This window comes from Brevibacillus formosus (genome assembly GCF_003013405.1).
Lineage (GTDB): Bacteria > Bacillota > Bacilli > Brevibacillales > Brevibacillaceae > Brevibacillus > Brevibacillus formosus.
In genome coordinates this window covers 166,238-190,218 of sequence record NZ_PXZL01000013.1, presented here as the reverse complement: position 1 = coordinate 190,218, position 23,981 = coordinate 166,238, and the positions used below count along the sequence as shown (strand labels likewise).

23 protein-coding genes and 2 other annotated features are annotated in these 23,981 nt (G+C 47.1%); of the genes, 8 read left to right on the top strand and 15 right to left on the bottom strand.

The features are described from left to right. Positions 1–21 precede the first annotated feature (21 nt). Positions 22–1,059 (bottom strand): MerR family transcriptional regulator, encoded by a 1,038-nt coding sequence (locus C7R91_RS13430; protein WP_047068786.1) that lies wholly within the window; start codon positions 1,057–1,059, stop codon positions 22–24. 114 nt (positions 1,060–1,173) lie between these two features. Further along, positions 1,174–1,614: a CBS domain-containing protein gene (locus C7R91_RS13425; protein ID WP_047068785.1), complete on the bottom strand. Its 441-nt coding sequence runs from the start codon at positions 1,612–1,614 to the stop codon at positions 1,174–1,176. Positions 1,615–1,765: 151 nt separating this feature from the next. On the opposite strand from C7R91_RS13425, the gene C7R91_RS13420 reads away from it, so the two are divergent. Both C7R91_RS13420 and ftsW read left to right on the top strand, forming a co-directional pair. Further along, a complete protein-coding gene (locus C7R91_RS13420; protein WP_047068784.1) occupies positions 1,766–2,110 on the top strand; it encodes a YugN family protein in 345 nt (114 codons plus the stop codon). A gap of 67 nt (positions 2,111–2,177) precedes the next feature. Next, a complete protein-coding gene (gene ftsW / locus C7R91_RS13415; protein ID WP_047068783.1) occupies positions 2,178–3,347 on the top strand; it encodes a putative lipid II flippase FtsW in 1,170 nt (389 codons plus the stop codon). A gap of 46 nt (positions 3,348–3,393) precedes the next feature. On the opposite strand, the gene C7R91_RS13410 is transcribed toward ftsW, so the two are convergent. Next, the gene (locus C7R91_RS13410) at positions 3,394–3,735 is read right to left on the bottom strand and encodes an Asp23/Gls24 family envelope stress response protein (protein ID WP_047068782.1); all 342 of its coding nucleotides are present in this window, start codon (positions 3,733–3,735) and stop codon (positions 3,394–3,396) included. 75 nt (positions 3,736–3,810) lie between these two features. After that, positions 3,811–5,439, bottom strand: a complete 1,629-nt coding sequence (locus tag C7R91_RS13405) for a thiamine pyrophosphate-binding protein (protein ID WP_047069473.1) — start codon at positions 5,437–5,439, stop codon at positions 3,811–3,813. A gap of 150 nt (positions 5,440–5,589) precedes the next feature. Here C7R91_RS13405 and sleB point away from each other — a divergent pair, with 150 nt between their 5' ends. Then, positions 5,590–6,357: a spore cortex-lytic enzyme gene (gene sleB / locus C7R91_RS13400; RefSeq protein ID WP_047068781.1), complete on the top strand. Its 768-nt coding sequence runs from the start codon at positions 5,590–5,592 to the stop codon at positions 6,355–6,357. Positions 6,358–6,416: 59 nt separating this feature from the next. On the opposite strand, the gene C7R91_RS13395 is transcribed toward sleB, so the two are convergent. Beyond that, positions 6,417–6,677 (bottom strand): hypothetical protein, encoded by a 261-nt coding sequence (locus C7R91_RS13395; RefSeq protein ID WP_047068780.1) that lies wholly within the window; start codon positions 6,675–6,677, stop codon positions 6,417–6,419. Positions 6,678–6,780: 103 nt separating this feature from the next. Here C7R91_RS13395 and cax point away from each other — a divergent pair, with 103 nt between their 5' ends. Continuing rightward, entirely contained in the window at positions 6,781–7,824 is a 1,044-nt protein-coding gene (gene cax / locus C7R91_RS13390; protein ID WP_047068779.1) for a calcium/proton exchanger, read from the top strand. Positions 7,825–7,881: 57 nt separating this feature from the next. On the opposite strand, the gene C7R91_RS13385 is transcribed toward cax, so the two are convergent. The 5 genes from C7R91_RS13385 to C7R91_RS13365 all read right to left on the bottom strand — a co-directional run bounded on the left by C7R91_RS13385 (position 7,882) and on the right by C7R91_RS13365 (position 14,132). Next, positions 7,882–9,216 (bottom strand): sodium-dependent transporter, encoded by a 1,335-nt coding sequence (locus tag C7R91_RS13385; protein WP_047068778.1) that lies wholly within the window; start codon positions 9,214–9,216, stop codon positions 7,882–7,884. A gap of 64 nt (positions 9,217–9,280) precedes the next feature. Then, positions 9,281–9,518, bottom strand: a binding site (T-box leader). Positions 9,519–9,569: 51 nt separating this feature from the next. Beyond that, positions 9,570–9,810 (bottom strand) — a binding site (T-box leader). Positions 9,811–9,918: 108 nt separating this feature from the next. After that, entirely contained in the window at positions 9,919–10,200 is a 282-nt protein-coding gene (locus C7R91_RS13380) for an Fpa/YlaN family protein (RefSeq protein WP_007725848.1), read from the bottom strand. A 93-nt stretch (positions 10,201–10,293) separates the two neighbouring features. Next, a complete protein-coding gene (gene glsA, locus C7R91_RS13375) occupies positions 10,294–11,226 on the bottom strand; it encodes a glutaminase A (RefSeq protein WP_047068777.1) in 933 nt (310 codons plus the stop codon). 78 nt (positions 11,227–11,304) lie between these two features. Further along, complete coding sequence (locus C7R91_RS13370; RefSeq protein WP_047069472.1) at positions 11,305–12,474, bottom strand: MalY/PatB family protein; 1,170 nt, start codon at positions 12,472–12,474, stop codon at positions 11,305–11,307. A gap of 131 nt (positions 12,475–12,605) precedes the next feature. Next, positions 12,606–14,132, bottom strand: coding sequence for an AbgT family transporter (locus tag C7R91_RS13365; protein WP_047068776.1), 1,527 nt, complete (start codon positions 14,130–14,132; stop codon positions 12,606–12,608). Between the two features lie 406 nt (positions 14,133–14,538). On the opposite strand from C7R91_RS13365, the gene C7R91_RS13360 reads away from it, so the two are divergent. Next, entirely contained in the window at positions 14,539–15,048 is a 510-nt protein-coding gene (locus C7R91_RS13360) for a molybdopterin-binding protein (RefSeq protein WP_047068775.1), read from the top strand. A 76-nt stretch (positions 15,049–15,124) separates the two neighbouring features. On the opposite strand, the gene C7R91_RS13355 is transcribed toward C7R91_RS13360, so the two are convergent. Together C7R91_RS13355 and C7R91_RS13350 are read right to left on the bottom strand one after the other, a co-directional pair. Beyond that, the gene (locus tag C7R91_RS13355; RefSeq protein WP_007725857.1) at positions 15,125–15,262 is read right to left on the bottom strand and encodes a sporulation histidine kinase inhibitor Sda; all 138 of its coding nucleotides are present in this window, start codon (positions 15,260–15,262) and stop codon (positions 15,125–15,127) included. A 273-nt stretch (positions 15,263–15,535) separates the two neighbouring features. Beyond that, a complete protein-coding gene (locus C7R91_RS13350) occupies positions 15,536–16,747 on the bottom strand; it encodes an ornithine--oxo-acid transaminase (protein ID WP_047068774.1) in 1,212 nt (403 codons plus the stop codon). Positions 16,748–16,948: 201 nt separating this feature from the next. On the opposite strand from C7R91_RS13350, the gene C7R91_RS13345 reads away from it, so the two are divergent. Together C7R91_RS13345 and C7R91_RS13335 are read left to right on the top strand one after the other, a co-directional pair. Further along, positions 16,949–18,361, top strand: a complete 1,413-nt coding sequence (locus tag C7R91_RS13345) for a sigma-54 interaction domain-containing protein (protein WP_236697846.1) — start codon at positions 16,949–16,951, stop codon at positions 18,359–18,361. 538 nt (positions 18,362–18,899) lie between these two features. Beyond that, positions 18,900–20,288, top strand: a complete 1,389-nt coding sequence (locus C7R91_RS13335) for an amino acid permease (RefSeq protein WP_047068772.1) — start codon at positions 18,900–18,902, stop codon at positions 20,286–20,288. Between the two features lie 282 nt (positions 20,289–20,570). Here the strand turns inward: C7R91_RS13335 and C7R91_RS13330 are convergent, their stop codons facing one another. Then, positions 20,571–21,788 carry an MDR family MFS transporter gene (locus C7R91_RS13330; protein ID WP_174769346.1) on the bottom strand — a complete coding sequence of 406 codons (1,218 nt, stop codon included), beginning with the start codon at positions 21,786–21,788 and terminating at the stop codon, positions 20,571–20,573. A 134-nt stretch (positions 21,789–21,922) separates the two neighbouring features. On the opposite strand from C7R91_RS13330, the gene C7R91_RS13325 reads away from it, so the two are divergent. Beyond that, the gene (locus C7R91_RS13325; protein WP_007725870.1) at positions 21,923–22,804 is read left to right on the top strand and encodes a LysR family transcriptional regulator; all 882 of its coding nucleotides are present in this window, start codon (positions 21,923–21,925) and stop codon (positions 22,802–22,804) included. Positions 22,805–22,812: 8 nt separating this feature from the next. Here C7R91_RS13325 and C7R91_RS13320 read toward each other — a convergent pair whose 3' ends face one another. Next, positions 22,813–23,481 (bottom strand): phosphatase PAP2 family protein, encoded by a 669-nt coding sequence (locus tag C7R91_RS13320; RefSeq protein ID WP_047068771.1) that lies wholly within the window; start codon positions 23,479–23,481, stop codon positions 22,813–22,815. Continuing rightward, positions 23,478–23,930, bottom strand: coding sequence for a YaiI/YqxD family protein (locus C7R91_RS13315; protein WP_047068770.1), 453 nt, complete (start codon positions 23,928–23,930; stop codon positions 23,478–23,480). Before C7R91_RS13315 ends, C7R91_RS13320 begins: the two co-directional genes overlap by 4 nt. Positions 23,931–23,981 lie beyond the last annotated feature (51 nt).

Here is a 23,981-nt window from a genome sequence, read left to right as displayed (position 1 = left end):
TGAAAAACCTCCAGGAAGGTGCTACTTACAAGTAGACAAGATCAAATGCGTAAGGGTTCCTAGCTGTCTTACTTCATTTGTAAAACCAAGATTGGCAAGCTCCTGTAGCAATCGAGAGCGATCCGCATAACAGCGATCCTGAATATCTGCTATCACTCGCGTATGACCTTCCTTCTCTAGGGCATCAAGATGAGCTTGTCTATGCGTCTGATCCACAAACATCAAATCGGCTATGACCAACCGTCCCCCTGGTTTGATCACACGACGACATTCCGCCAAGGCAAGCTGCTTTTGATCATCCGTCAAATGGTGCAAGGCGTAACTCGTAGCCACAAAGTCAAACCGATTTTCCAAAAACGGAAAGGCGAAAAAGGTTCCCAGCTTCGTCTCGACCTCTGGGTGTTTCGCTCTGCATTGCTTCAGCATTTGCGGTGATTGGTCGAACCCGCTCATCCGGGCTCCTTTTTTCACGAGACGCCCTGCGAGGTTTCCCGTTCCCGTTCCGGCATCCAGACCGCACTCTCCTGGTTTGACTGCAACTGTCGCGACGACCTCATCCAGCACGTTTTCGTACGATTCATGACCATTCCCGCCATGTACCCATTCGTCGTAGCGGTCCGCCCATTCATTAAAATTCCATCGATCTACCCAGTTATCCCGAGTCTGCTTCAATCGCTTGTTTGCCTCTGCCAATGTAAACAGCTCTGCTGGGTCAATCGATTCTCTACCCTTTATCCGCTCAATCATCGCTTCTGTCGTTTGGATGACCTTGCTCATTTCTACCCACCTTGTATACATAAACGAACGCTGCAGCTCTAAATAATGGAGAAGAGTGCCTTCCTGATCTTTCATTTGAATCAGAAGCTCCCGAATATCTTCTACCGCCACCCCGACCTCGCGCAAGGTAATGATGGTTTGCAGTCGCCAGACATCTTCCTCTGTGAACTGGCGATACCCGGACGCATCTGCTTTCGATGGCTTGATCAGCCCTTTTTCTTCATAATATCGAATTGCACGCGGTGTTATTTGCAAGCGATGGGCCATGTCTTTGATTTGCATGGAACTCTCTCCCTGTATCATTCTTTCCTTATCATAAACCTTGACGCAGCGTGAATGTACAGACAGAAAGAAAAAAAGCTGCCGGATTCCTCCCGACAGCTCATTTCTCTTTTATTAATGTGGCGCCGGCTCAGAAATTTGTTGGAGAGCGTCACTTGCCTCATCGTGGTGAACTTGACGAACAGCCATATCTCCCAATGCTACAATTCCGACCAGCTTACCATTATCGACAACCGGCAGGCGACGAATTTGATGCTGAGCCATAACCCTTGCAGCTTCATCAACCGTCATTCCCGGCTGACCGAGAATAATGTCCCGGGTCATGACTACCTCGGTTGCAGTCGATCCTTCATGCTTTTCAGCCAAACCGCGAATCACAATATCACGATCCGTAATCACGCCGATCACATCATTTTTTTCATCCACAACCGGAATGACCCCTACATTCCAATCGCGCATTTTGCAAGCCACTTCATACACATTATCCTTAAGCGTCACAGTAGCGACATCTTTTGTCATAATTTCACGCAGGGTGCGATTTTCCAGCTTCGCCATTTCATTCTCCTCCTTTTGCTAATCAACGATTGTAGTTTGTCCGCTCGCCTATCGTTTCATTCGCAAGAAAGAGTATGATATATTGCGCTTCTTCCAAAAACAGACTATGATTAATAAATGAATATCTCACCCATTTTTAGGAGGAAAAAGAATGGTCATTAAGGACACGGGTATTGGCACGAAAGAAGTCTTTTTCGCCGATCTGGAGCATTATATGAGCGAACTCGGCTTTGATCGCGGCGCTTGGGATTACAAGCATGCTACATACGATTATAAAATCCAAGATAAAGGTAACGTTTTCTACCTGCGCATCGAAGCGAACGTGACGGAAGGCAAATTGGAGGATACGCACGCGGTCCTGAAGCTCGAAGATCCTTATATGGGCAAACATCTTTTCCCACACGGTCTGGATTACGATTACCCAATGCCAGACTCCGTTGTAAAAACTGCGAAGTTGAAGCTGCAAATGCTGGGCGAAAAGCTGTCCTCACACTAAAAAATGAAATGGCACGGTGTACAGAGAGGAGTCCCCTCTCTGTTTCACGTAGAGGGGGGTTCTTTTTATGAAGACGAGGGGCGTACCTGACTTCTTGCTCCTGTTTTTGACCGCCCTACTAGTTGGGTTTGGCATAACCATGGTGCTCAGCTCCAGCTCCATTTTCGCATTGACCAGTTTTACAAGCGGGGGCTGTAAATATTGTGGCGGCGATGAGCTCTATTTCGTAAAGCGACAATCCATTTTCTTACTGGTGGGTGTCTTTGGAATGCTGGTCGCCATGAACATTCCCTTCTCCTTTTATAAAAGGAATTTCTTATTAATTGCGCTGGTCAGCTTCTTTTCCTTGCTCCTGGTGCTCATACCGGGGATCGGCCATGAAAATAACGGAGCTCAATCTTGGTTTAAGTTCGGTTCAGTTACCATTCAGCCTGCAGAGTTTGCCAAGCTTGGTCTCATCCTGTACTTGGCAGCAATCATCTCCAAAAAAGGGAACGGGATACTGAAGCTCAAATCTGGTTTAATGCCACCACTGATGGTAACGGGAATGTTTTTTATGCTAATCGTCGTCCAACCCGACCTCGGTTCTGCGGCCATCTTGCTCGGTTGCGCTTTGAGCGTCATGATCTGTGGCGGTGCCAAAATCCGTCACCTCTTCGGACTTGGTGCCCCTGTTGTGACTGTTGCATTATTGGCATACATCACAGCGAAGCCACATGCCTTGAACCGGATCTACTCCTTTCTCAACCCGTGGAGTGATACAGATGGCACTGGCTACCACATTATTCAATCCTGGATTGCAATTGCACATGGCGGTCTGACTGGGACAGGCTTTGGAAAAAGCATTCAAAAGTATTTGTATTTACCAGAGATGCATACCGATTTTATTTTCTCGATCATGACAGAAGAGCTTGGTTTTATCGGTGCCTCTGTGTTCCTCTTGATTTTCTTGTTTTTCCTGCTGCGCGGCATCCATATTTGTCTACGCGTAAAAGACACCTTTGCCAGTCTGGCAGGAATCGGTGTGGTCAGCATGTTCGCCATTCAGGCGATCTTAAACATTGGCGGAGTAACGGGTTTGATTCCATTGACAGGTGTACCATTGCCGTTTATCAGTTATGGTGGTTCCTCCTTACTCGTATGTCTGCTCGCCACTGGCTTTTTGCTCAGTATATCGCGGGAAGTCAGTCGCCAGAAGGTAGAAGAGCAATTGCAAAAACAGCCTTATACCATGTAAAAAACAAATATAAGGGATACCGGATGCGTCCAGTATCCCTTTTTTCTTACTCATTTCGAAGAAGTTCGATTGTTTCCACCCGTACATTCACGGCTTCCACATAAAGACCTGTCAATGATTCCACCGCTTCTTTTACTTTTTCCTGTAGGACGTGACAGACGTGATGAATCTGCGCCCCATAACGAACGGATACACGCATGTCAATGGTGACTCTGTCGCCTATTACGGATACGGTAATGCCTTTCGCGCCGCCATTCAGCTTTTTCGCCAAATCTTGATAAATTCCGCCTGAACGGACTGTGACTTCCAACACTTCTTCTACAGCAACGCCAGCAATGATCGCGATCACCTGATCTGCTACTCTGATTTCGCCAAGACTTTCAGCCATCAGGACGCCCTCCTCTTCGCCCGTTTCGTTCTTCCCCCACTGGTTTCGTTTGCCTTTTCTTTCATTATAAACAAATCATGCTTGGGCTTGGAAGGAAATTTGTTTTTTTCTCTCCGTTAGTGTCGGAGACGTGCAATGTATGTCAACGAGTGTCAATTGATCCGCAGCAAGTGCCTCCCGCAATACCGGCTCCAACGCTTGTACCTCTTTGACGACCTTGCTACTGACTCCGCAAGCATTCGCCAATTGTTGAAAATCTGGATTACACAATTTCACGCCAAAAGGGATCAAGCCCGCCTGACTCATTTTGACTTCTTCCAATCCCAGGGTCCCATTGTTCACCACGAGAATCACAATCGGAAGTTGGAGCTGGGCCGCTGTCATAAGCTCTGCCAGATTCATTTGAAATCCCCCATCCCCAGCGACGCAGACAACCTGCTTTTCAGGATAGGTTAGCTTTGCAGCCACCGCCGCAGGCAACCCGAATCCCATTGTACGCCACTTTCCCGAAAAGAGTGGGGTCTGTCTTTTCCCACGGAACGCACGATTAAACCAGATTGTGTGCTCACCCGTATCCAGGACGATAATCGCATCTTCATGGACCACTCCCCCGAGCGTATGCATCAAGGTTTGTGGCTTTACTTGTTCGCTCGCTTGTTGAATGACTGCTTGTTCTGTCTCCTCACCAAACCCTTCATGCCAACGCTTGATCTGTTCCTGCCACGCACCGTCCTGTCTGTGCGATTGCAAACGTCTCATCCAGATCGGCAGGACATCGTCCAATTCAGCTGTAACAGACTGGAGGTAGGGATGTGCATGTATCGATCCAGGCTGATGATCTACTTGAATGACGGACAGCTTCTTTGGCAAAAAAGCGCGAGGGAACCAGCTCGCTCCCAAAATCAGCAACAAATCCGCTTCCGCTAAGGCATGTAAAGCTGTTTCGCTGCCCCCCTCTCCCCATCCGCCGATCACAAGTGGATGAGATTCATCTACCGTCCCTTTTGCTCCTAGCGACAGCAACACGCCTGCCCCTAGCTGTTCTGCTAGCTTCAAACACAAATCCGCCGACTTGCGGGCACCGATTCCAAGTAGAACGAGAGGCTTTTGCGCCTTCGCAATCTGCTCGGAAGCGAGCTCGATCTCCATGCGATCAGGATAAATGGCTTGTGGAATGCGTGGAAGTGCTGCAAGGACAGCTTCTGAAGTCGTTTGGGTGAAGACGTCCTTGCAAATGGCGAGATGTGTTACTCCTTTTTGCTGCATAGCCGTGACAAATGCTTTGTGCAGAACACTTTGGATTGCATCTGGATGCGCAATCGTCGTCGAATAAAAACTGATGGGACGTATCATATCTTCTTGTGAGAGAAACTGCTTGTAAGCACCACCCAGCTTGTATGTCTCCACTTGACCTGTAATCGCAATGACAGGCACTCGATCCGTATGGGCATCTGCAAGTCCATTCAGCAGATTGACGAAACCCGGCCCCATCGTCGCGGTACAAACAGCCGGAATTCCTGTCAGTTTTGCTTCCGCACTTGCCATCATGGCCGCAGCAGATTCATGCTTGCAAGCAATGTATTGAATGTCGGATTGCTTCGCTATCTCATCGAGCCAGGCAAAGATGCCGTCACCTGCCACCCCGTATATTCGTTTTACTCCCCATCTGATCAATTGTTCCGTCAAATATTGCGCGACCTGTATCAAAATCTTCCCCCTTCAGGACAAAGTACAAATACATGTACTCGTAGTCTACGCATTCTCCAATATTTTACTAAGGCCAAAATGACGGAAGTTGGAGAACCTAACAATAATCAACTGATATAAAAAACCATACCCGAAGGAGGGTAAGAAATGAAACAGCCTGTCAAATGGCTGCTAGCTGTAGTAGTATTCGCACTTCTGGTTACGTCTGCGATTATGGTATCTCCCGTGCGCTCGGATGCATTCAGTAAGCAGATTGTCAAAGTAGGGGCAGAAGGCTCAGACGTGCGTGAGATGCAGTATCGCTTGAAGCACCTTGGATTTTATACAGGAAAAGTAGACGGCGTATTCGGATGGCGTTCTTATTGGGCGTTGCGTAACTTTCAGTATGAGTTTGGCTTAACCGTAGACGGTGTCCTCGGGGCGCAGACAAAAGTAAAGCTGTACAACGCAACGAAAAATTATAAGCCCACCGCTTCTGATCTCGGGGTGCCACAAACCGCTACACCTGCACCATCGAAGCCTACTACGCCTTCTAAACCTACGTATCACGCTGCCGGAGTATCGGAGAACGACCTGCGCTTGATGGCGAATGCCGTTTACGGTGAGTCGCGTGGAGAGCCCTACATTGGCCAAGTGGCAGTGGCGGCTGTTATTCTAAACCGGACGAAAAACCCGGCCTTTCCCAATACACCAGCGGGCGTTATTTTCGAACCTCGTGCCTTTACAGCTGTGGCGGATGGACAGATTTGGCTGACACCGAACGAGCAGGCAAAAAAAGCAGTGAATGACGCACTCAAAGGTTGGGACCCAACTGACGGAGCTATTTATTATTTCAACCCGGATACTGCTACATCGGGTTGGATTTGGAGCCGCCCTCAAATCAAAAAGATCGGCAGACATATTTTTTGCCGTTAGCATTCCATAAAAAACAGGCACGACAGTCGTAAACTGTGTGCCTGCTTTCCTTTTCGTTTTCATTTTGAACGCTGTGATTGCATATGCTGAGCCATCTTGACGAATCGTTCTTCCGGTTCTGTTGTCCCGCAAACTCCACATTGTATCATGTAGTTCTCACCTTTGTACGGCTGGTGAAACATATCGAGCTGGTCTTGATGGAGTTCTGCTACGACTTCGCCTGACTGTGGGTCCAGTCTTATATAGCGAGGGGTCTGTTCAATAACAGTGAACCTCATCCGATTTGATTTACATGTCGGGCACAACAAAGGCTGGGTCATAAAAAAACACCTCCCTTTTCTAGTTCATGGTTAGTTTTGTCCAGAACAGGAACTCTATACCTATAAGGTTTTAGGGATGAGTAAAAACTGCTGAGGTGATGAAATGAACTTGAAACTCTTTTTCTCATTAGTTGGCGGGAGCATGCTGTTAGCCCTTTACGCCCACTATTTTTCTGGAAATGAAATGCTCCAATTCGCCACTGCTTCACTTGCCATCATTTTTTTGGCGGCTTGGCTCGGAAAATCGACAGAGAGCGTCGCCCATTATGCTGGGGACCGAATCGGCGGCTTTCTTAACGCTACCTTCGGAAATGCCGCAGAACTCATTATTGCTTTTTTTCTGGTGAAAGAAGGCTTGTTCGATATGGTCAAAGCCTCTATTACGGGTGCGATCATCGGAAATATGCTGTTGGTTCTCGGCTTGAGCACGTTACTGGGCGGTCTTAAGTACAAGGAACAAACCTTCAATAGCAGGCTGGCAAGTCACAATGCTTCCTTGATGACACTCGCAATCGTCGCATTGTTCATACCGGCGGTCTTCATGTTCGATCTGCCTGCGATCAAGGTGGAGATCATCAGCATCGTCATCGCCAGCCTGCTCATCATTGCCTACATTTTGTGGCTCATCTTTTCAATGATTACCCACAGCGATTTTTTATCGGATATCGAGCCGCAAGAAAGTGATGCGGTATGGTCAAAGGGTGTCTCTCTCTTGATGCTTGCTGTCTCCACCTTTTTCGTGGCCGTTGTCTCGGAATGGCTGGTAGAGGGAGTGCATCATGTCTCCGAATCGTTAGGGTGGTCAGAGTTATTCGTAGGTGCTTTTGTCATTGCGATCATCGGGAATGCGGCAGAGCACAGTGCTGCCTTGCTTTTGGCACTAAAAGGACGCATCGGTGCAGCAGTCGAGATCGCGATCGGCTCCAGCTTGCAGATCGCGTTGTTCGTAGCCCCTACGCTCGTCATTCTCAGTCTCTTGCTAGGCAATCCGATGGACATCGTGTTCACTTCCTTTGAATTGGCTGCGATCGGAGTTGCTACCTTTATTACGATTTCCATCACACGGGATGGCGCTACGAACTGGTTTGAAGGCGTACTTCTGTTGACAGTGTATATTATTTTGGGTACGGTCTTTTTCTTCGCGTAGGGAGCAGGAACAAAACAAAGGCTCCGCCATCCTAAAGTGGCGAAGCCTTTCGTTGTTTTACCAGATACCCAGCATTTGCAGGAACACTGCGAGAATCGCGATAGGTGCTACATATTTAATCAGGAGAAGCCAAATGATAAACAGGCGCTTGCCCAGAGGAGTATGCGCCCCCAGTTCGTTGATCAAGGTCTCGCGCTTCATTTTCAAAGGAACGAAGATCGCAATGAGCAGCGCTCCCAGCGGCATCAAGATATTGCTGACCAAAAAGTCCATCGCATCAAAGATAGACTTGCCGAACAGCGTAACCTCGCTCCATACACCGAATGACAAAGCTGACGGGACACCGACGATAAAAATCAAGAGACCAACCACCCAAGCGAGGCGCTTGCGCTTGGTTTCGTCCCCCTTTGTAAGGGAAGCAACGATAATTTCCAGCATCGAAAAAGCCGAAGTCAATGTAGCGAAAAGGAAAAGAGCCAAAAAGATTAACAGAAAAATGCTGCCGAAAGCAATTTTTTCAAACACAGAAGGCAGTACGATAAACAGCAATCCCGGCCCTGCTGTTGGCTCTACACCGAGGGAGAAAACGGCAGGGAAAATCGCCAAACCGGCAAACAGTGATACGAGGAGATTCAAACTGACAATCGAACCAGCAGAACGAACCAGACTTTCGTTTTTGGCAAGGTACGAGCTGTACGTGACCATGACGGACACCCCGACGCTCAGCGCGAAAAAGGATTGACCCAATGCGTACAGGATCGATTCCGCACTCAGCCTGGAAAAGTCAGGACGCAGAAAGAAGGAAACCCCCTCCATCGCCCCATCCAACGTCAAGGAACGAACCATCAATACCATGAATAAAAGGAACAAGCCAGGCATCATGTACTTGTTAGCGGACTCAATTCCACTCGATACGCCTCTCGCTACTACCCATGCGGTAATGAGCATGAAAACCAACTGGGCAACTACTGCACCAATAGGATCACCGATAACGTCACCAAACACTTTATCATACGCTGGGCCTTGCAATTGACCAGTAAACCCGCGAAGAAGATAACTAAGAATCCATCCTCCCACTACACTGTAAAAGGACAAGAGCAAGAAGCAAGTGACCACCCCAAGGCGACCGATCCAATGCCAGAGTGACCCTGGCGCAACTGTTTTATATGCACTGATCGCCTCTTTTTGAGTACTGCGTCCGATTGTGAATTCTCCTAACAACAGCGGAAGACCAATTGCTAGCGTAAAGATGATGAATAGCAGAAAGAATGCTCCACCACCGCTCGTTCCGACCATATAAGGAAATTTCCAAATGGCCCCCAGTCCGATCGCCGAGCCTGCTGCTGCCAAGATGAAGCCGAGCCTGCTCGTCCATTGTTCGGCTTGTTTCATAGTTTTTCACCCTCCAAAGATTTTCTTTAACTGCTCAAAAATGGATACAAAAAAACCCGCCCCAAAAAGGGACGAGTTAGTTATTTCTCGCGGTACCACCCTACTTAGACATCCCCTATAGGCGATGCCTCGCTTCGTCATTGATAACGGGTATGACCCGGACTCTCCTACTGGCGGCGCCTGCGTTCAGAGGTCAGCTCAAGAGTGAATTCAACGGGGCTTGCATCAGGCTGCTCTCAGTCTATGGCAGCCTTCCCTGTTATGCAGCAGGTCCGTTTACTAGTCTCTTTCCTTGCTTGTTTCTATGATTCGGTTTGTTGGGCGTCTTGCGCTAAATAAAAAAACTCGTCCAAAAAAGGGACGAGTTATTCGCGGTACCACCCTGATTAAGTGCACGGGATACAGATTCCCTACGCACTTCTCTCCATCATTGATAACGGGAATGACCCGATTCCTCCTACTAGGCAAAAAGCCATTAAGAGGGCTGCTCAGGAGGGAATTCTACGGGGCGCGCTTCAAAGCTGCTTTCAGTCTAAGGCAGCTTCTCCCTGAAAAGCGGTGATTCCGCATACTAGTCTCCGTCATTGCATTTCGAAATTAATCAAAAATTATAGAATTTAATTTAATATAAATAGGCGAAATAGGCAAGTGTTTTTTCTTTCAACAAAATGAAAAGCGAGGATAATCTCCGCTCTCCTCGCCTTACTTTTGATTAAACAGTTCATGAAGATGGGCCAATTTACGTTCCAATGAACCCATAATTTCTCGACCAATGTCTTCGCTAATCAGTCCTAAGCGGACCGCGTACTCTACTTCACGAGAAAGCCCGAACATTTGGGTATCCAGCACTTCTTCATACAGTGGGCACTGCGGCATGGTCAGGTTTTCCATCTGTACGTCGATCAGCTTGTAAATTTTGTCGGCGTCTGCTTGAAGCAACGCTAGCGCTTTTTGTTCCAGATCGGGAACCTTAATTTCTGTCAAAACCTATCCCTCCGTTTGCCTCCATCCTTATCATACATAGTACGCGATTCTGGGCCATTTGAAAAGGGGAGAAGACAGATCAACTGCAAGAAGCTAAAAGATACCAAGCTTCCACTCTTTTGATAGCAGCTCCAACAGCTTGACACCGGCTACCGAATTTCCTTTCTCATCCAACGACGGACCGAACACACCAATCCCCATACGATGTGGCACTGTTGCCATAATACCGCCGGCAACCCCACTTTTCGCAGGGATTCCTACGTCAATTGCAAACTCACCAGAGGCATTGTACATCCCACAAGTCACCATAAAGGTCTTGCAGATTCGCGCTACCTCCTCCGGGATCACTCGCTCACCCGTATTCACGAGAGTTCCGTCTGCGGCAAGCACCATCCCTAATGTAGCTACGTCCTTCGCTGTCACTTCTATCGAGCAATGGCGAAAATACAGATCAAGCGTCTCTTCTACATCCGTTTCCAGAATGCCGCTGTCCTTTAGAAACCAAGCGAGGGCACGATTGCGATCAGCCGTTTTCTTTTCCGAACAATAAACTGCGTGATTGATAGAAAGAAGAGGATTCCCTGTCATTTTGCGCATCAAAGCCAGCACAGCATCTAGCCGCTCGTCCACGTTGGCACCACGAATCATGCCCGCAACCGCGATGGCTCCTGCATTAATCATCGGGTTCAACGGTTTATGGGATTCGGTCGTCTCCAGCTTAATAATCGAATTAAACGGGTCTCCCGTTGGTTCTTTCCCCACATGCCGAAACACGTAATCCTTCCCGTTCTGGCATAAGGCCACGATCAGAGAGAAAATCTTGGAGATGCTTTGCATTGAGAAAGGCACATCTGCATCCCCGGCAGAAAGGATCGTCCCATCTGGCAAGCATACAGCCACGCCCAATTGATACGGTTCGACTTTTGCCAGTTCTGGGATGTAAGACGCTACACTCCCCTTGTGTGTATACTCAAGTGAATGGTTGCGTACTTGCTCCAATTGTTTGGACGCTTGTGTCAAATCCATCGAAAAACCCCTCAGTCTATTACGTCGATGTATACAGATTCGATTGTAGATTTCTACATGACCCATGTCAAATTTTCCCTACTTCTGAACAGCGTGCTCCAATCGTTCCATCGCTTCGACTAGAATCGATCTTGGGCAAGCAAAATTGATTCGCATAAAGCCTGCACCATCCCGCCCAAACGTCGTGCCATCGTGCAAACCGAGCTTTGCCTCCTCACGAATGAGCTTGTTCAACTCTACCTGACTATATCCTAACTGTCTAAAATCCATCCACCCCAAGTATGTTGCTTCTGGAATTGCCATGGAAACCGCGGGAATACGAGTCGATAAAAACTCATGCACATAGGCAGCATTCTTACGTAAATAGATCAACAGTTCTTCCAGCCAGGCTTCCCCATGCTGGTAGGCAGCGATCGTTGCTTCCATCCCAAACAAATTCAGATTTTCATAGCCCATTTTGGATGCTGTGACCTGGAAGTTCCGCAATAACTGCTGATTTTCTGTCATCAAATAGGAAGTGTACAGACCAGCCAAATTAAACGTTTTGGCAGCTGAAAGGAAGATCACACTCTGTTTTGCCAACTCCGGTGCCAGCGAATAGTAAGGCGTATGAATATTTGGCTCATAGACTAAATCCGAATGAATCTCGTCGGCAACCACAAGCACGCCATTTTCTACACACAATCTTCCCAAGCGCTCCAGCTCTACTCTGGTCCATACACGCCCAATCGGATTATGCGGTGTGCAAAGCAGCATGAGCTTCACCCGCGGGTCGCTCAGCTTTTGTGCGAGATCATCCCAATTCATTTCATACCGGCCGTCACGCTCCAAGAGTGGGCTGGTAACGACATGACGCCCGCGATTTTCAACTGCATGATAAAAAGGATGGTACACAGGCGTCTGGATCAAGACTCCATCTCCCGGGGCTGTATAAGCCTCTACTGCTACATGAATGCCGGGAACCACCCCAGGTATCCCTGTCATCCAGCTCACTTCTACCTCTACAGCAAATCGCTTGTATATCCACTCTTTCAAGCTCTGATAAAGGGCATTTGACTTCAACGTGTATCCGTATATCGGGTGACTCGCCCGTTTGATCAGTGCCTCCGTGATTTCAGGAGCGCAAGCAAAATCCATATCCGCCACCCACAGCGGAAGCATCCCTTCTCCGTTCACTTTTGGATTCTGAATCTCCCATTTGACACTGTCTGTCCCTCTGCGTTCAATTCGCTGATCAAAATCGTACACGTTCGTTCCCTCCCTTATTCCCTTCACATACATACCCACAGCATAAACCGTCTTTTTCCAATTGTCCAAGCTTCTCGTGTACAAAAAAAGAGCCGCCCTCATGAGCGACTCTCTATTTGTTTATGAATAGACTAGCGAACGTATACGCCAGGACCAAATGGGAGATCGAGGAAGTACCATGCTGTCAATTGCAAGATCCAAACGACCAGGAAAACGATTGCAAATGGAGTCATGGTAGAGAAAATTGTTCCCATTCCTGCATTCTTATTATACTTCTGGTAGAAAGCCAGGAAGAGCGGGATGTACGGATTCACAGGTGAGATTGTATTGGTTGCAGAGTCCGCTATACGATAAGCGACTTGGATAAACGCCGGATTGTAATCCAGCAGCATCAGCATTGGCATGAATACAGGTGCGAGAATCGCCCACAGCGCTGAACCACTCGTGATAAACAAGCTACAGATTCCTGTGAAAAGTGTGAAGGCAATAATGATCGGCAAGCCTGTCAAGCCCATGTTTGTCATGAATTCTGCCCCATTGACAGCCATCAAAATACCAATGTTGCTCCAGTTAAAGAACGCGATGAACTGTGCAGCTGTAAACGCTAACACAATAAAGCCGGACATATCCTTGATGGCTTCGGACATGTAATGCGGAATGTCCTTCGATGTTTTAATCAGTCCCATTGCTCTACCATATACAAACGATACGGTCACAAAGAACAGCAGGATGATAGGAATGATCCCTTTCAAAAACGGTGAGGTCAAGAAGTCACCTGTCTTTGGATCGCGCAGCAATGAACCTTCAGGAACGACCAGCAATCCTACAATCACTACGAAAATCAACGCTGCGATACCCGCTTTGCGCAGTGCTTTGTTTTCCTGGGGAGTTACTTCTTCGAATTGTACGTTTCGATCTCCGTGATACGCGCCAAGACGCGGTTCGATAATTTTATCGGTGATCCATCCTCCAAAGAAAGCGAGGATGACAACGGAAGCTGACATGAAAAACCAGTTATCTACTGGTGTAACCATTGCATTCGGATCAATCGTTTTCGCTACTTCGGTACTAATCCCTGCCAAAAGAGCATCTGTACCTGCAATGAAAAAGTTCGCTGTAAAACCGGAGGATACACCAGCCATACCAGCTGCAAAGCCTGCAATCGGGTGACGCCCCATTGCCAAGAACACGAGACCACCAAGCGGAGGAATAATAACCATGGCTGCATCAGAAGCAAGATTTCCCAAAATACCGACAAAAACAATTGCATAACTGACAACCGCTGCCGGAATGCCTGCCATCATTTTGCGCAGAACTGTCGTCAAAAGACCGATTTTTTCCGCCAGTCCAATTCCAAGCGTCATCGCCAGAACGAGGCCAAGTGCTGGAAATTCAATAAAGTTTTTCAGCATACTCGTTAAAATCCAGTGAATACCTTCGACGCTAAGCAAACTCTTAACGGCAACCTCTTCGCCTTTTGCAGGATGCATGACCGAAAAATCCATGGCTGCGAGGATTGCAGAGACTACCATCAATACGCCACACAAAATAATGAACAGTACAAATGGATGCGGGAGCTTATTCCCTACCGTTTCAATCCACTTTAGGATACCTTTTTGCTTCATCAGATCTACTTGCACATTCGTGCCTTTCGCCATAGTTTCGCCCCCTAAGTCGTTTGAATTCCCTGAATGTTCCTGTGACTTTGCAACCATCCTCGGGATGAATGATGTGGTCTTCCTTCTCTAGCGCTCATCGTCGTTGATGGTTCAGCGGGAGAAAGACGAAGTGAGTATCCTACCCTACATGAAAGCCCTTCCAAAAATCGAAAGGCTTGTACACAATGCCTTTTATCTGACTTCAACTTTTCAGTAGGAGTTCAAATATCACAGGCAAAGTTCACTCTCACATAATAACTTTCTAATAAGATTATATATTCTATAAATTGCATGTCAATAATTTTTAGACTATTTTATGAAATTTTCGCTTTTTGGATAATTGCTGTCATTTGCGAGTCTATAGTAATATAGAGATTGATTATGAACGACCACGGAGGAATGACGTATGTCTGATGTTATCGTGTTCAAAGGGGCTATTGCTTTCCCTATTACATTGGATCCAACCGTTTGGGTTTTTGATGAACGCAAATTCGATTTGAAAACATACTCGGGCGAAGATGATAGCTCCCTTGCTACCCAAGCTAAGTATTTGGCTGGCACGGGTACGCAGTGGGATAAGGAATTACGCGAAGGGGCTACGCTTCCTTCCGAACGAAAAAGCTTAGCTGAAGAACGTAAGGTGCTCGAGGGCGAGTACGGAATCCGTCTTGATCCCTTTATTACAAACGCTGAGCCCCTACCAGAGGTGACTCATGTCCGTCTTCACCGCGAGAATCAGGAAGCGATCGTTCTTCCACTAGCAGAGGCTAGAAGGGCCATCCTGCAATTCTCCAAAGACGGCAAGCCTATTAAAGAGGATGGTCCTGTGTACTTTTATTTGCCCGAAGTATTGCTTGCCAATGAAGAACCGATTAAAGGAATTACTGCTGTTGAGTTTATTACGGAACAAGCATAAGATAGCAAAAGCCATCCTCCGTCGAAAAAAGAGGATGGCTTTTGCCATATGTTACGTATGTGTGATGATTTTGCTCTTAGGCGCTGAACTGTGTGATACGGATATTCCGATGCTGTAGTTCTTCGCGAAGCAATTCGATAAAAGCTGCATCTAGTTGAAGGTCGACAGCTCGATGATATACTTCTATCAACATTTGGTCACTTAAGTATTTCACCTTTGCTCACCTCCATCTCTAATATGAGCCCATTGTAACAGAAGCATTTGTATCGAACAATCGTTCGGATATCCACAGCCAATGTGGACATCTTGTTGGTAACATGTGGGCAAATTGTGTGTAACTTATAAGCATCCAAGCATTTCCTTTGTGGATGTTTTTTTCCTTTTATCCACAGTTAGTCGAAATTTGTCGAACGAATGATGAGACTATTCTGTCATAATGAGCCCACTAAAAAAGCCACCCTGTACAGGATGGCTTTCGTTGTTGCTATTATGCGTTTGCAGCTTCTGTCACGTGCAGAACTTGCTTGATGCGATCAATTGCCCAATCCAGGTCTTCTTTGCTGATAACGAGTGGTGGTGCAAAGCGAATGGTTGTCTCATGTGTTTCTTTGCACAAGAGCCCCAGTTCTTTTAGTTTTTCGCAATATGGACGAGCCGCTGTAGTCAGCTCCAAGCCAATGAACAGACCGCGACCGCGAATTTCCTTGATGATCGGGTTATTGATTTCTTTCAGTTTCTCCATGAAGTATGCGCCCATTTCCAGGGAGCGCTGTACAAGACCTTCGTCAGCCAATACATCCATAGCTGCGATGGCAACTGCACATCCCAGTGGATTTCCGCCAAAGGTAGAACCGTGGGAGCCTGGCTCAAATACGCTCAAGATTTCTTTATCTGCTGCTACTGCGGAGATCGGGAATACGCCACCACCAAGAGCTTTCCCCATGATGTACATGTCTGGTACTACATCTTCCCAATCGCTGGCAAACATTTTACCTGTGCGACCGAAGCCTGTTTGGATCTCATCGCAGACCAGAAGTACGTTGTTTGCTTTACATACCTCTTGCGCTTGCTTCAAGAAGCCCTCTTGCGGAATGATGATTCCTGCTTCGCCTTGGATCGGCTCCAGCATGAACGCTGCTGTATTTGGTGTAATCGCTTGCTTAAGCGCTTCGATATCACCATAAGGAATGATTTTGAAACCTGGTGTGAATGGTCCGAAGCCACGTCTGTACTCTTCTGCAGAAGAGAAAGAAGTCACTGTGACAGTACGTCCATGGAAGTTGCCTTCACATACGATGATTTCTGCTTGGTTTTCTGGTACTTTTTTCACATCATAAGCCCAGCGACGAACCGCTTTGAGTGCTGTCTCTACTGCTTCTGCACCAGTGTTCATTGGCAGGATCATTTCTTTCCCTGTCACCGCAGAGAGCTTTTCGTAGAATTCACCCAGTTGGTCATTGTAAAAAGCACGGGAAGTGAGCGTTACTTTATCAGCTTGATCTTTCAGAGCTTGGATGATACGTGGATGACGATGTCCTTGGTTCAGCGCAGAATATGCACTCAGCATATCCAGATATTTATTGCCTTCCGGATCGTGTACCCATACGCCTTCTGCTTTGGAAATAACGATCGGTAGCGGATGATAGTTGTGCGCACCAAATTTTTCTGTTTGTTCAATAACCACGTTTGTTTTACTCATGTCGTTAGCCTCCTTCAAGATCACTTGCTAAAATTATCTAGCAAGAACGATGCCAAATAGAAAAACCCCACAAAGTCGATCCAATTCGATCAGACGAGCAAAAAATTTTGCATCTGGCATTCATATTCTTTTGCAGTGCATAATGTTTTTGCACCCATTCCCTTTATGCTATGATACCCTCATAAGGAAAGGCTGGTGACCATGTTGTCGTCTTCTATGCATAATGCTTCATCTGACACTCTCTTGCGCATTTATGAACATATTTTGGACAGAATGAATGAAGGTGTGCATGTCATCGATGCGGACGGGACAACGATTGTCTACAATTCAAAAATGACCGAGCTGGAATCGATGACCAGACAAGACGTTTTGCACAAACCATTGGCAGAGGTTTTTCAGTTCCCGTCTGGACAGGAAAGTACCTTGCTCACGTGCTTGCGTACCGGAAACAGCATTCGCAATACACGCCAAACGTATTTTAATGACAAGCAAAAGGAAATCTCAACCATCAACAATACCTACCCCATCATTGAAAATGGCAAGATCATCGGCGCAATGGAAATCGCAAATGATGTTACCAAAATGGAACGATTGATCAGAGAAAACCTGCTGCAAAAAAACGGATCACGCTACACATTCGAGCATATTATCGGGAGAAGCGGTCCTATTCTCGATGTCATAGAAAATGCCAAACGCGCAGCACGCACCTCCTCATCCGTTTTGGTAGTCGGTGAAACTGGTGCCGGGAAAGAGCTGTTCGTGCAAAGCATTCATAATGCCAGTCTGCGTGCATCTGGTCCCCTTATTTCACAAAACTGCGCTGCACTTCCAGATAGCCTGATCGAAGGGCTTTTGTTTGGAACTGCTCGCGGAGCATTTACCGGCGCAGTAGAGCGGCCTGGATTGTTTGAGCAAGCGGAAGGCGGAACACTTTTTCTCGACGAAATCAACTCGCTTAGTATGCCACTCCAGGCAAAATTGTTGCGTGCTCTGCAAGAGAAGTCGATCAGACGTATTGGTGACACAAAGGATCGATCGATCGATGTACGAATCATTGCCGCTATCAATGAAGACCCTGTTGAAGCAATCGCCAATTCGCATTTGCGAAAAGACCTGTACTACCGCCTCGGAGTCGTCACGTTATTTCTCCCCCCGCTTCGGGAACGCAAGGAAGATATTCCGATGCTGGTCAGCCATTTTATCGAAAAATACAATGAGCTGTTCCAAATGGAGGTCAGAAGCATCAGTGACGAGGTTCTGCAATTTTTTATTCAGCATGACTGGCCTGGCAATGTGCGTGAGCTTCAGCACTTGATTGAGGGGGCCATGAATCTGATGATTGACGAATCAACCATCCGTTATGAGCACTTGCCCTTACACTTTTTGCGTCGTATGCCAGCCGCTTCTGTAACGATCGAGCAACCCTCCCCTCCCGCATTGCCTTTTGTAGACGAAGGAAAGCCTTTGAAGGAAACGATGCAAGAATTCGAAACAGCATATATCCACCATGTTGTGGAACGCTATAACGGAAATATTTCACGAGCAGCCAAGGAATTACAAATCAGTCGTCAAAGTCTGCAATATCGTTTGCGTAAGCTGGGAATCAAGGGATAAAGAGTATCATTAAAGCGCATTTTGGTTTGAGTTAACATTGTGGAGAAGAAGAAAAAGCACAGTTCTCTTCGACTCTGACACGCCCGCAAGGGTGATTCACTGCCCGTCTCCATTTCAAAAAGGGGACCGTCGATCCAAAGCCACCCTACGGGCGGACGTTTCTCATAGAAGAAGTGTTCGACAAGCGTGGTCCCCTTTTTGAAGTTCCGACTGGGTAGGCGTTGTCAAGGTCTACGAGCCCTGCGCTTTTTCTTCACCAGCTTTGACGGTTCATCGTTCCCTTTTAAAAGCTTGTTAACTTCATTTCTATCAGTCCAGTTATTACCTTATCATTTTTAATAAACGCCAAGAGATTTGGCGTTTTTTTAATTATTTTGCATCAACCTGCCGAATCATTTTGCGCTTTTTGCCAGTATATACCTCAAAAATAATATTTTCATAAAGTATTTGATTTGGTATCATTCTTGCAGAGCATATATGGCTATCGCGCTGAAAACGCATACATCCATTTAACATACCGCGTGAAGGAGAGGGTTATATGTCCCAAAGCAACATGGAACAGCACAATCAATTGAAACGTACGATGAACAGCAGACACCTTTTTATGATTTCTCTTGGGGGCGTAATCGGAACCGGGTTATTTCTCGGATCAGGTTATACAATCAGTCAGGCAGGACCAGTTGGTGCCATTCTATCCTATTTAGTTGGCGGCTTTATCATGTACCTGACTATGCTATGTCTGGGCGAGCTGACAGTTGCCATGCCAGTGGCAGGTTCGTTCCAAACATATATGACCCGCTTTGTTAGCCCAGCACTTGGGTTTGGTGTAGGCTGGTTGTATTGGCTAGGATGGGCCGTGACGGTTGCTTTGGAATTGTTGTCAGCAGGATTGCTGATGCAACGATGGTTCCCTGATTCACCCGTTTGGATGTGGTGCGCAATCTTCGGTGCCGTGCTCTTTTTGTTAAATGCCTTGTCGGCTCGAGCGTTTGGTGAATCCGAGTTCTGGTTTTCCAGCATTAAGGTAAGCGCTATCATTCTGTTTATCATTTTGGGCGGAGCTGCGATGTTTGGTTTGATCGATCTGAAAAACGGTCAGCCTGCTCCCATGTTCTCCAACTTTACCGAAAGCCCGCTTCTTCCTTTAGGGATTACAGGCTTGTTGATGACGATGATAACCGTGAACTTCTCCTTTCAAGGTACCGAGCTGATCGGGATTGCCGCAGGAGAAAGTGCGAATCCAGAGAAGACTATCCCGAAAGCCATTCGAAACACAGTTTGGCGCACACTCGTTTTCTTCATCCTGGCAATTGCCATTGTGGCAGCGATGATCCCACACCAACAGGCGGGTGTGATTGAAAGTCCTTTCGTCATGGTATTTGACAGCATTGGAATTCCTTATGCGGCTGACATTATGAACTTCGTTGTCTTGACTGCGCTTCTGTCTGTTGGCAACTCTGGTTTGTACGCAGCAACTCGCATGCTTTACTCCCTGTCCAAAGAAGGAATGGCTTCGAAAAAGCTTGGGGCAGTCAATGGAAAAGGGATTCCGATGAACGCATTGTTGATTACGTTTGCCATTGCTCTCTTGTCTCTTCTGTCCGGTATTTTTGCAGAAGATACGGTGTTCATGGTATTGCTGTCTATCGCTGGTCTCGGCGCACAGGTGGGTTGGATCTCCATCTCCGCTTCGCAGCTCGCTTTCCGTCGCCATTACCTGAAAAATGGCGGCAAGCTGGAGGATCTGAAGTTCCGTACACCTTTGTACCCTGTACTGCCTTTGATCTCCTTGATCTTGAACTTGCTCGTTCTCGTGAGTCTGGCATTCGATCCAGAACAGCGTATCGCCTTGTACTGCGGAGTTCCATTCATGATTGGAGCAATATGCGTGTATCAATTCCATTTTAAAAAGAAACTCGAAGCGTAAATCAAAAAGAAAAGCTTGCAGCCCCTACTTTCAAGAAGGGACCGCAAGCTTTTCATGTTTTATATGCGATGCGTTAGGCTTGGCAATGCTACAATGAGATTCGGACAATTTCCGTAACGACTACCATGGCAAAGACTGCAAATCCAAGGGAACCCGTTACCAGCAACATGCGCTTCAGCTTTTTCATATCTTCCATAAAATTCCCTCACTTTCTTGCGCCAATCATCTCTATCGTTATATACGTATGAACGATGGAAAATGTTTCATTTCGCCCAAAAATATTTATGAGCGAGCTATTTTCTTTAGATCATTCCCGATTTGTCCGGTTTGTTGTTCCATGCGATGCAGCATCCAGGCCACCCCAAACCCGATGACCAAACAAATGGTCCATGGCAGCCACGGCGTTTGCAAGCGCAGCCCCACATCGTACACCCATCCTCCCGCTACCTGTCCGAATGAACCCCCGATGGCAATCGAATACCCGTTGAAGCCGTAATAGGCACCCACCAAGTCCTTGGGAGCAAAACGGGGAACGACATCCACCAGATTCGGAACAGCAATCATAGTACCCAGTGCAAAAAGGAACACATCCAAGAGAATGAGCCACAATGAGTCGGCAAACGTGAACAAAAATAGTCCCACGCTCATAAACAACGTCCCGATGCCAATCAAGGTAAGCCTTTGCTGATAACCCTCCAGCAATTGTGTCACTTTCATTTGAAATAGGATCACAAACAGCGAAAGCGCAGAAAGCACGATCCCTACATTCACCTTGCTATGCGTAACATTTTCAACAAACAGCGGTATCGTTAAAAACACCTGCATATTCAAGTAATAATACCCCATCAAAATAAAGGTATATCGTACAAACAGCTTGTCCTTCACTACCGTGGACATACTTTCCCATATACTATGCCGTGTATTCGTGGCGCGAATCGGTGGGAATAAAAAGAAGATCACGATGGCATTCACTCCGAAGACGGCCCCTGCAAACAGCGAGATGTACGTAAAATCAATAGCCGAGAGTGCTGTCCCTACGATTTGGGAACCGACAACCGCAATATTACCAAGCACATTGCGAAGGGAGAAAACTTCTTTTCGAATGGCCTCGGGTGTAATAATCGCATAGGCAGCAGAGCAAGCAGGCTCAAACAATGCCCCACCCAATCCGGAAAGAATCGCGGCAACAAAAAAGTGCCACGTCTCGGTACAAAAAGCGAACATCGCAAAACCAACGGCACGGACGCCCAATCCAAGGAACATCGCCCCTTTGTATCCGAAGGCATCCGCGATCACACCGCCTAAAAAGGCAAGACCTTGCTGGGAGAACTGTCTGACACTCAGGACAATCCCTGCCATCGCCAGTGTCCATCCGATGCTGCCCGTCAAATACAAAGTAAGATACGGGATTAATGCATAAAAACCCATATTCATCATAAAAGATGTGCTTAACAAGAGCTTCACTGAAAAAGGCGTTTCTCGCCACCATTCCCACTTCATTCCAATACCCCTCGCTCTCCCGATAGCCCACATGAAATAAGGATATCCCCAGCTTAGCGAACAGGGTATAATTTGGGAAACGAACATTTTTGTATATGGTAATCAAATATTTAGATAAGAGGGATTCCAACTGTATGGACTTCGAACAATTACGCGCTTTCTACACATTGGCCCAAACGAAAAATTTCACCAAGGCTGCGGAAATGCTCCACTTAGTCCAGTCTACGGTGACAATGCGAATCAAGCAACTGGAAGAAAAAGTTGGCAAACCTCTTTTCATTCGTGATAAAAGAAGTGTTGAAATTACCCAAGCAGGCTTAACCCTTTTACCGTATGCTGAGAGAATCCTCAAACTGTCCCATGAAGCCCTAAATGAAGTCGCTTCCCTCCAGCCTTATGAAGACTATTTATCAATCGGCAGCTTAAACGCGATCTGGACTTCCACCCTCGAGCCGATCTTGAAAGAGTACCACTATCGGTATCCGCAAATTGCGATCAGCACCAAGACAGGCCACTCGTCCGATGTCATCCAGTATTTGCTGGACAACGTGATTCAAATCGGAATCGTATACGTTCCCCCCTCCTTGCCTAACTTTGACGTCATTCCAACGTGGGATGACGAAATTGTCTTGGTTTGCTGTCCAGAGAGCCCCATTGCCACATCTACACACGTCGATTCGCGCGAGCTGCGCAATCTGCCGCTGCTGTACATGAATTGGGGCCCGCCTTTTAACGAGTGGATTAGACAGACACTGCCGCGTAATTACGTACCTAAGCTAACAGTAGACAAAGCGGAGCTCGCTATCGATCTGATCAAAGAAGGTCTCGGCGTGAGCTTGTTAACGCGCTCTACCGTCAAAGCCGAGCTTGCGGCAGGTACTTTGAAGGAACTAATCATAACAGGCAATAAGCCTCCCAAACGGTCGGCGTACATCGTTTTGCCGAAGGACAAAAAAAATAAACCCAGCGTAGAAAAATGGCTGAGTCTAATGAGTGAATTAGGGTATTCCACCTAGCTTCGTGATTATCTGGAATGCGGTATGGGGTCGACGACCGTGCTTCGTCTCCCCAACCATTCTTCATAGCCAAGGCGGAGGACAAAATACCAGCACATGGACAGAAAAAAGCCGGTAAGCACATCACTCAAATAATGAACGCCCAAGTACACACGGCTGAACGCGAGCACTGCCACGAAAAGAAAAACCGCAGGCTGCACGAGCGACGACCATCTTTTCTCCGCAAACCATTGGGCAATCCAAAACGCGACCATGCAATAAAAGGCTGGTCCAATCATCGCATGGCCACTCGGAAACGAAAAAGACTCCGGCAGCTCAATCAGATTGACGCCACTCGGTCTAGGTCTGGCAAAGAACAGCTTTAAGAGCTCATTTGCGACTTCACTGACACCGAGGGAAATGAGAACAAACATTGCCTCCACACGATATTTCTTTATGTATAGGACAACGATCATCATCACCGCTACTGGTACAAGGAACACGCCTCCTCCCAGATTGGTTACCAATCGAAAAAAAGCAGTCCCAACATCCGAGCGAATCGACGTCGCAAATGCAATGGCAGCTTGATCCATACCTGCCACTTTCTCCGCTACATAGAGGGCAAACATAATCATAGCAAGAACAGCAAACGTTAGTGCTCCGCCTACATATCCATTTTTTCTAGTTGTCTGATTCATTGTTGATCTCCTCGTTCCATCAAAAAGCGCAAGGACTCAGCAAATCGCTGATCGTCTTCACGCGTGCGAGCAGCAGGCCCTTTCGTACGACCTCCCCCTCGTCGATATCTGGCTTTTTCATTCCGTTCTTCCAAATGAAACGCTATCCGTTCTGGGTCAAAAACCATTCCGTGCGGTGTCAGGGCATGGGCTCTCTTCCCGAGAATGAGAGCTGCCAGACCAATATCCTGTGTCACCACGACATCCCCTGAACTCGTTTCGTTTGCCAGCTTCATATCTACCGCTTGTGGACCGGCATCTACCGTCACATGATTGGCGTTGCCAATATGATGATTATAACTGGCAAAGGTCAAACAGATCCAGTCGAGCTCCTTGCACAATGCTTGGGCAGTTAATAGTGCCTGGCGCGGACAAGCATCCGCATCGATAAGAACACGTCCCTTTGACATGGTTGCTCCTTTCGTGTGTATTTCTCTCCCCGTACCGATTCATTTTTGGTA

Coding starts and splice junctions, on each gene's coding strand:
- C7R91_RS13420 (WP_047068784.1), top strand. CDS start 1,766: ATGGTCATTAAGGACACGGGTATTGGCACGAAAGAAGTCTTTTTCGCC.
- C7R91_RS13320 (WP_047068771.1), bottom strand. CDS start 23,481: ATGAATCAGACAACTAGAAAAAATGGATATGTAGGCGGAGCACTAACG.
- ftsW (WP_047068783.1), top strand. CDS start 2,178: ATGAAGACGAGGGGCGTACCTGACTTCTTGCTCCTGTTTTTGACCGCC.
- glsA (WP_047068777.1), bottom strand. CDS start 11,226: ATGGATTTGACACAAGCGTCCAAACAATTGGAGCAAGTACGCAACCAT.
- C7R91_RS13360 (WP_047068775.1), top strand. CDS start 14,539: ATGTCTGATGTTATCGTGTTCAAAGGGGCTATTGCTTTCCCTATTACA.
- C7R91_RS13350 (WP_047068774.1), bottom strand. CDS start 16,747: ATGAGTAAAACAAACGTGGTTATTGAACAAACAGAAAAATTTGGTGCG.
- C7R91_RS13395 (WP_047068780.1), bottom strand. CDS start 6,677: ATGACCCAGCCTTTGTTGTGCCCGACATGTAAATCAAATCGGATGAGG.
- C7R91_RS13335 (WP_047068772.1), top strand. CDS start 18,900: ATGTCCCAAAGCAACATGGAACAGCACAATCAATTGAAACGTACGATG.
- C7R91_RS13410 (WP_047068782.1), bottom strand. CDS start 3,735: ATGGCTGAAAGTCTTGGCGAAATCAGAGTAGCAGATCAGGTGATCGCG.
- cax (WP_047068779.1), top strand. CDS start 6,781: ATGAACTTGAAACTCTTTTTCTCATTAGTTGGCGGGAGCATGCTGTTA.
- C7R91_RS13365 (WP_047068776.1), bottom strand. CDS start 14,132: ATGGCGAAAGGCACGAATGTGCAAGTAGATCTGATGAAGCAAAAAGGT.
- C7R91_RS13430 (WP_047068786.1), bottom strand. CDS start 1,059: ATGCAAATCAAAGACATGGCCCATCGCTTGCAAATAACACCGCGTGCA.
- C7R91_RS13330 (WP_174769346.1), bottom strand. CDS start 21,788: ATGAAGTGGGAATGGTGGCGAGAAACGCCTTTTTCAGTGAAGCTCTTG.
- C7R91_RS13345 (WP_236697846.1), top strand. CDS start 16,949: ATGTTGTCGTCTTCTATGCATAATGCTTCATCTGACACTCTCTTGCGC.
- C7R91_RS13385 (WP_047068778.1), bottom strand. CDS start 9,216: ATGAAACAAGCCGAACAATGGACGAGCAGGCTCGGCTTCATCTTGGCA.
- C7R91_RS13315 (WP_047068770.1), bottom strand. CDS start 23,930: ATGTCAAAGGGACGTGTTCTTATCGATGCGGATGCTTGTCCGCGCCAG.
- C7R91_RS13425 (WP_047068785.1), bottom strand. CDS start 1,614: ATGGCGAAGCTGGAAAATCGCACCCTGCGTGAAATTATGACAAAAGAT.
- sleB (WP_047068781.1), top strand. CDS start 5,590: ATGAAACAGCCTGTCAAATGGCTGCTAGCTGTAGTAGTATTCGCACTT.
- C7R91_RS13325 (WP_007725870.1), top strand. CDS start 21,923: ATGGACTTCGAACAATTACGCGCTTTCTACACATTGGCCCAAACGAAA.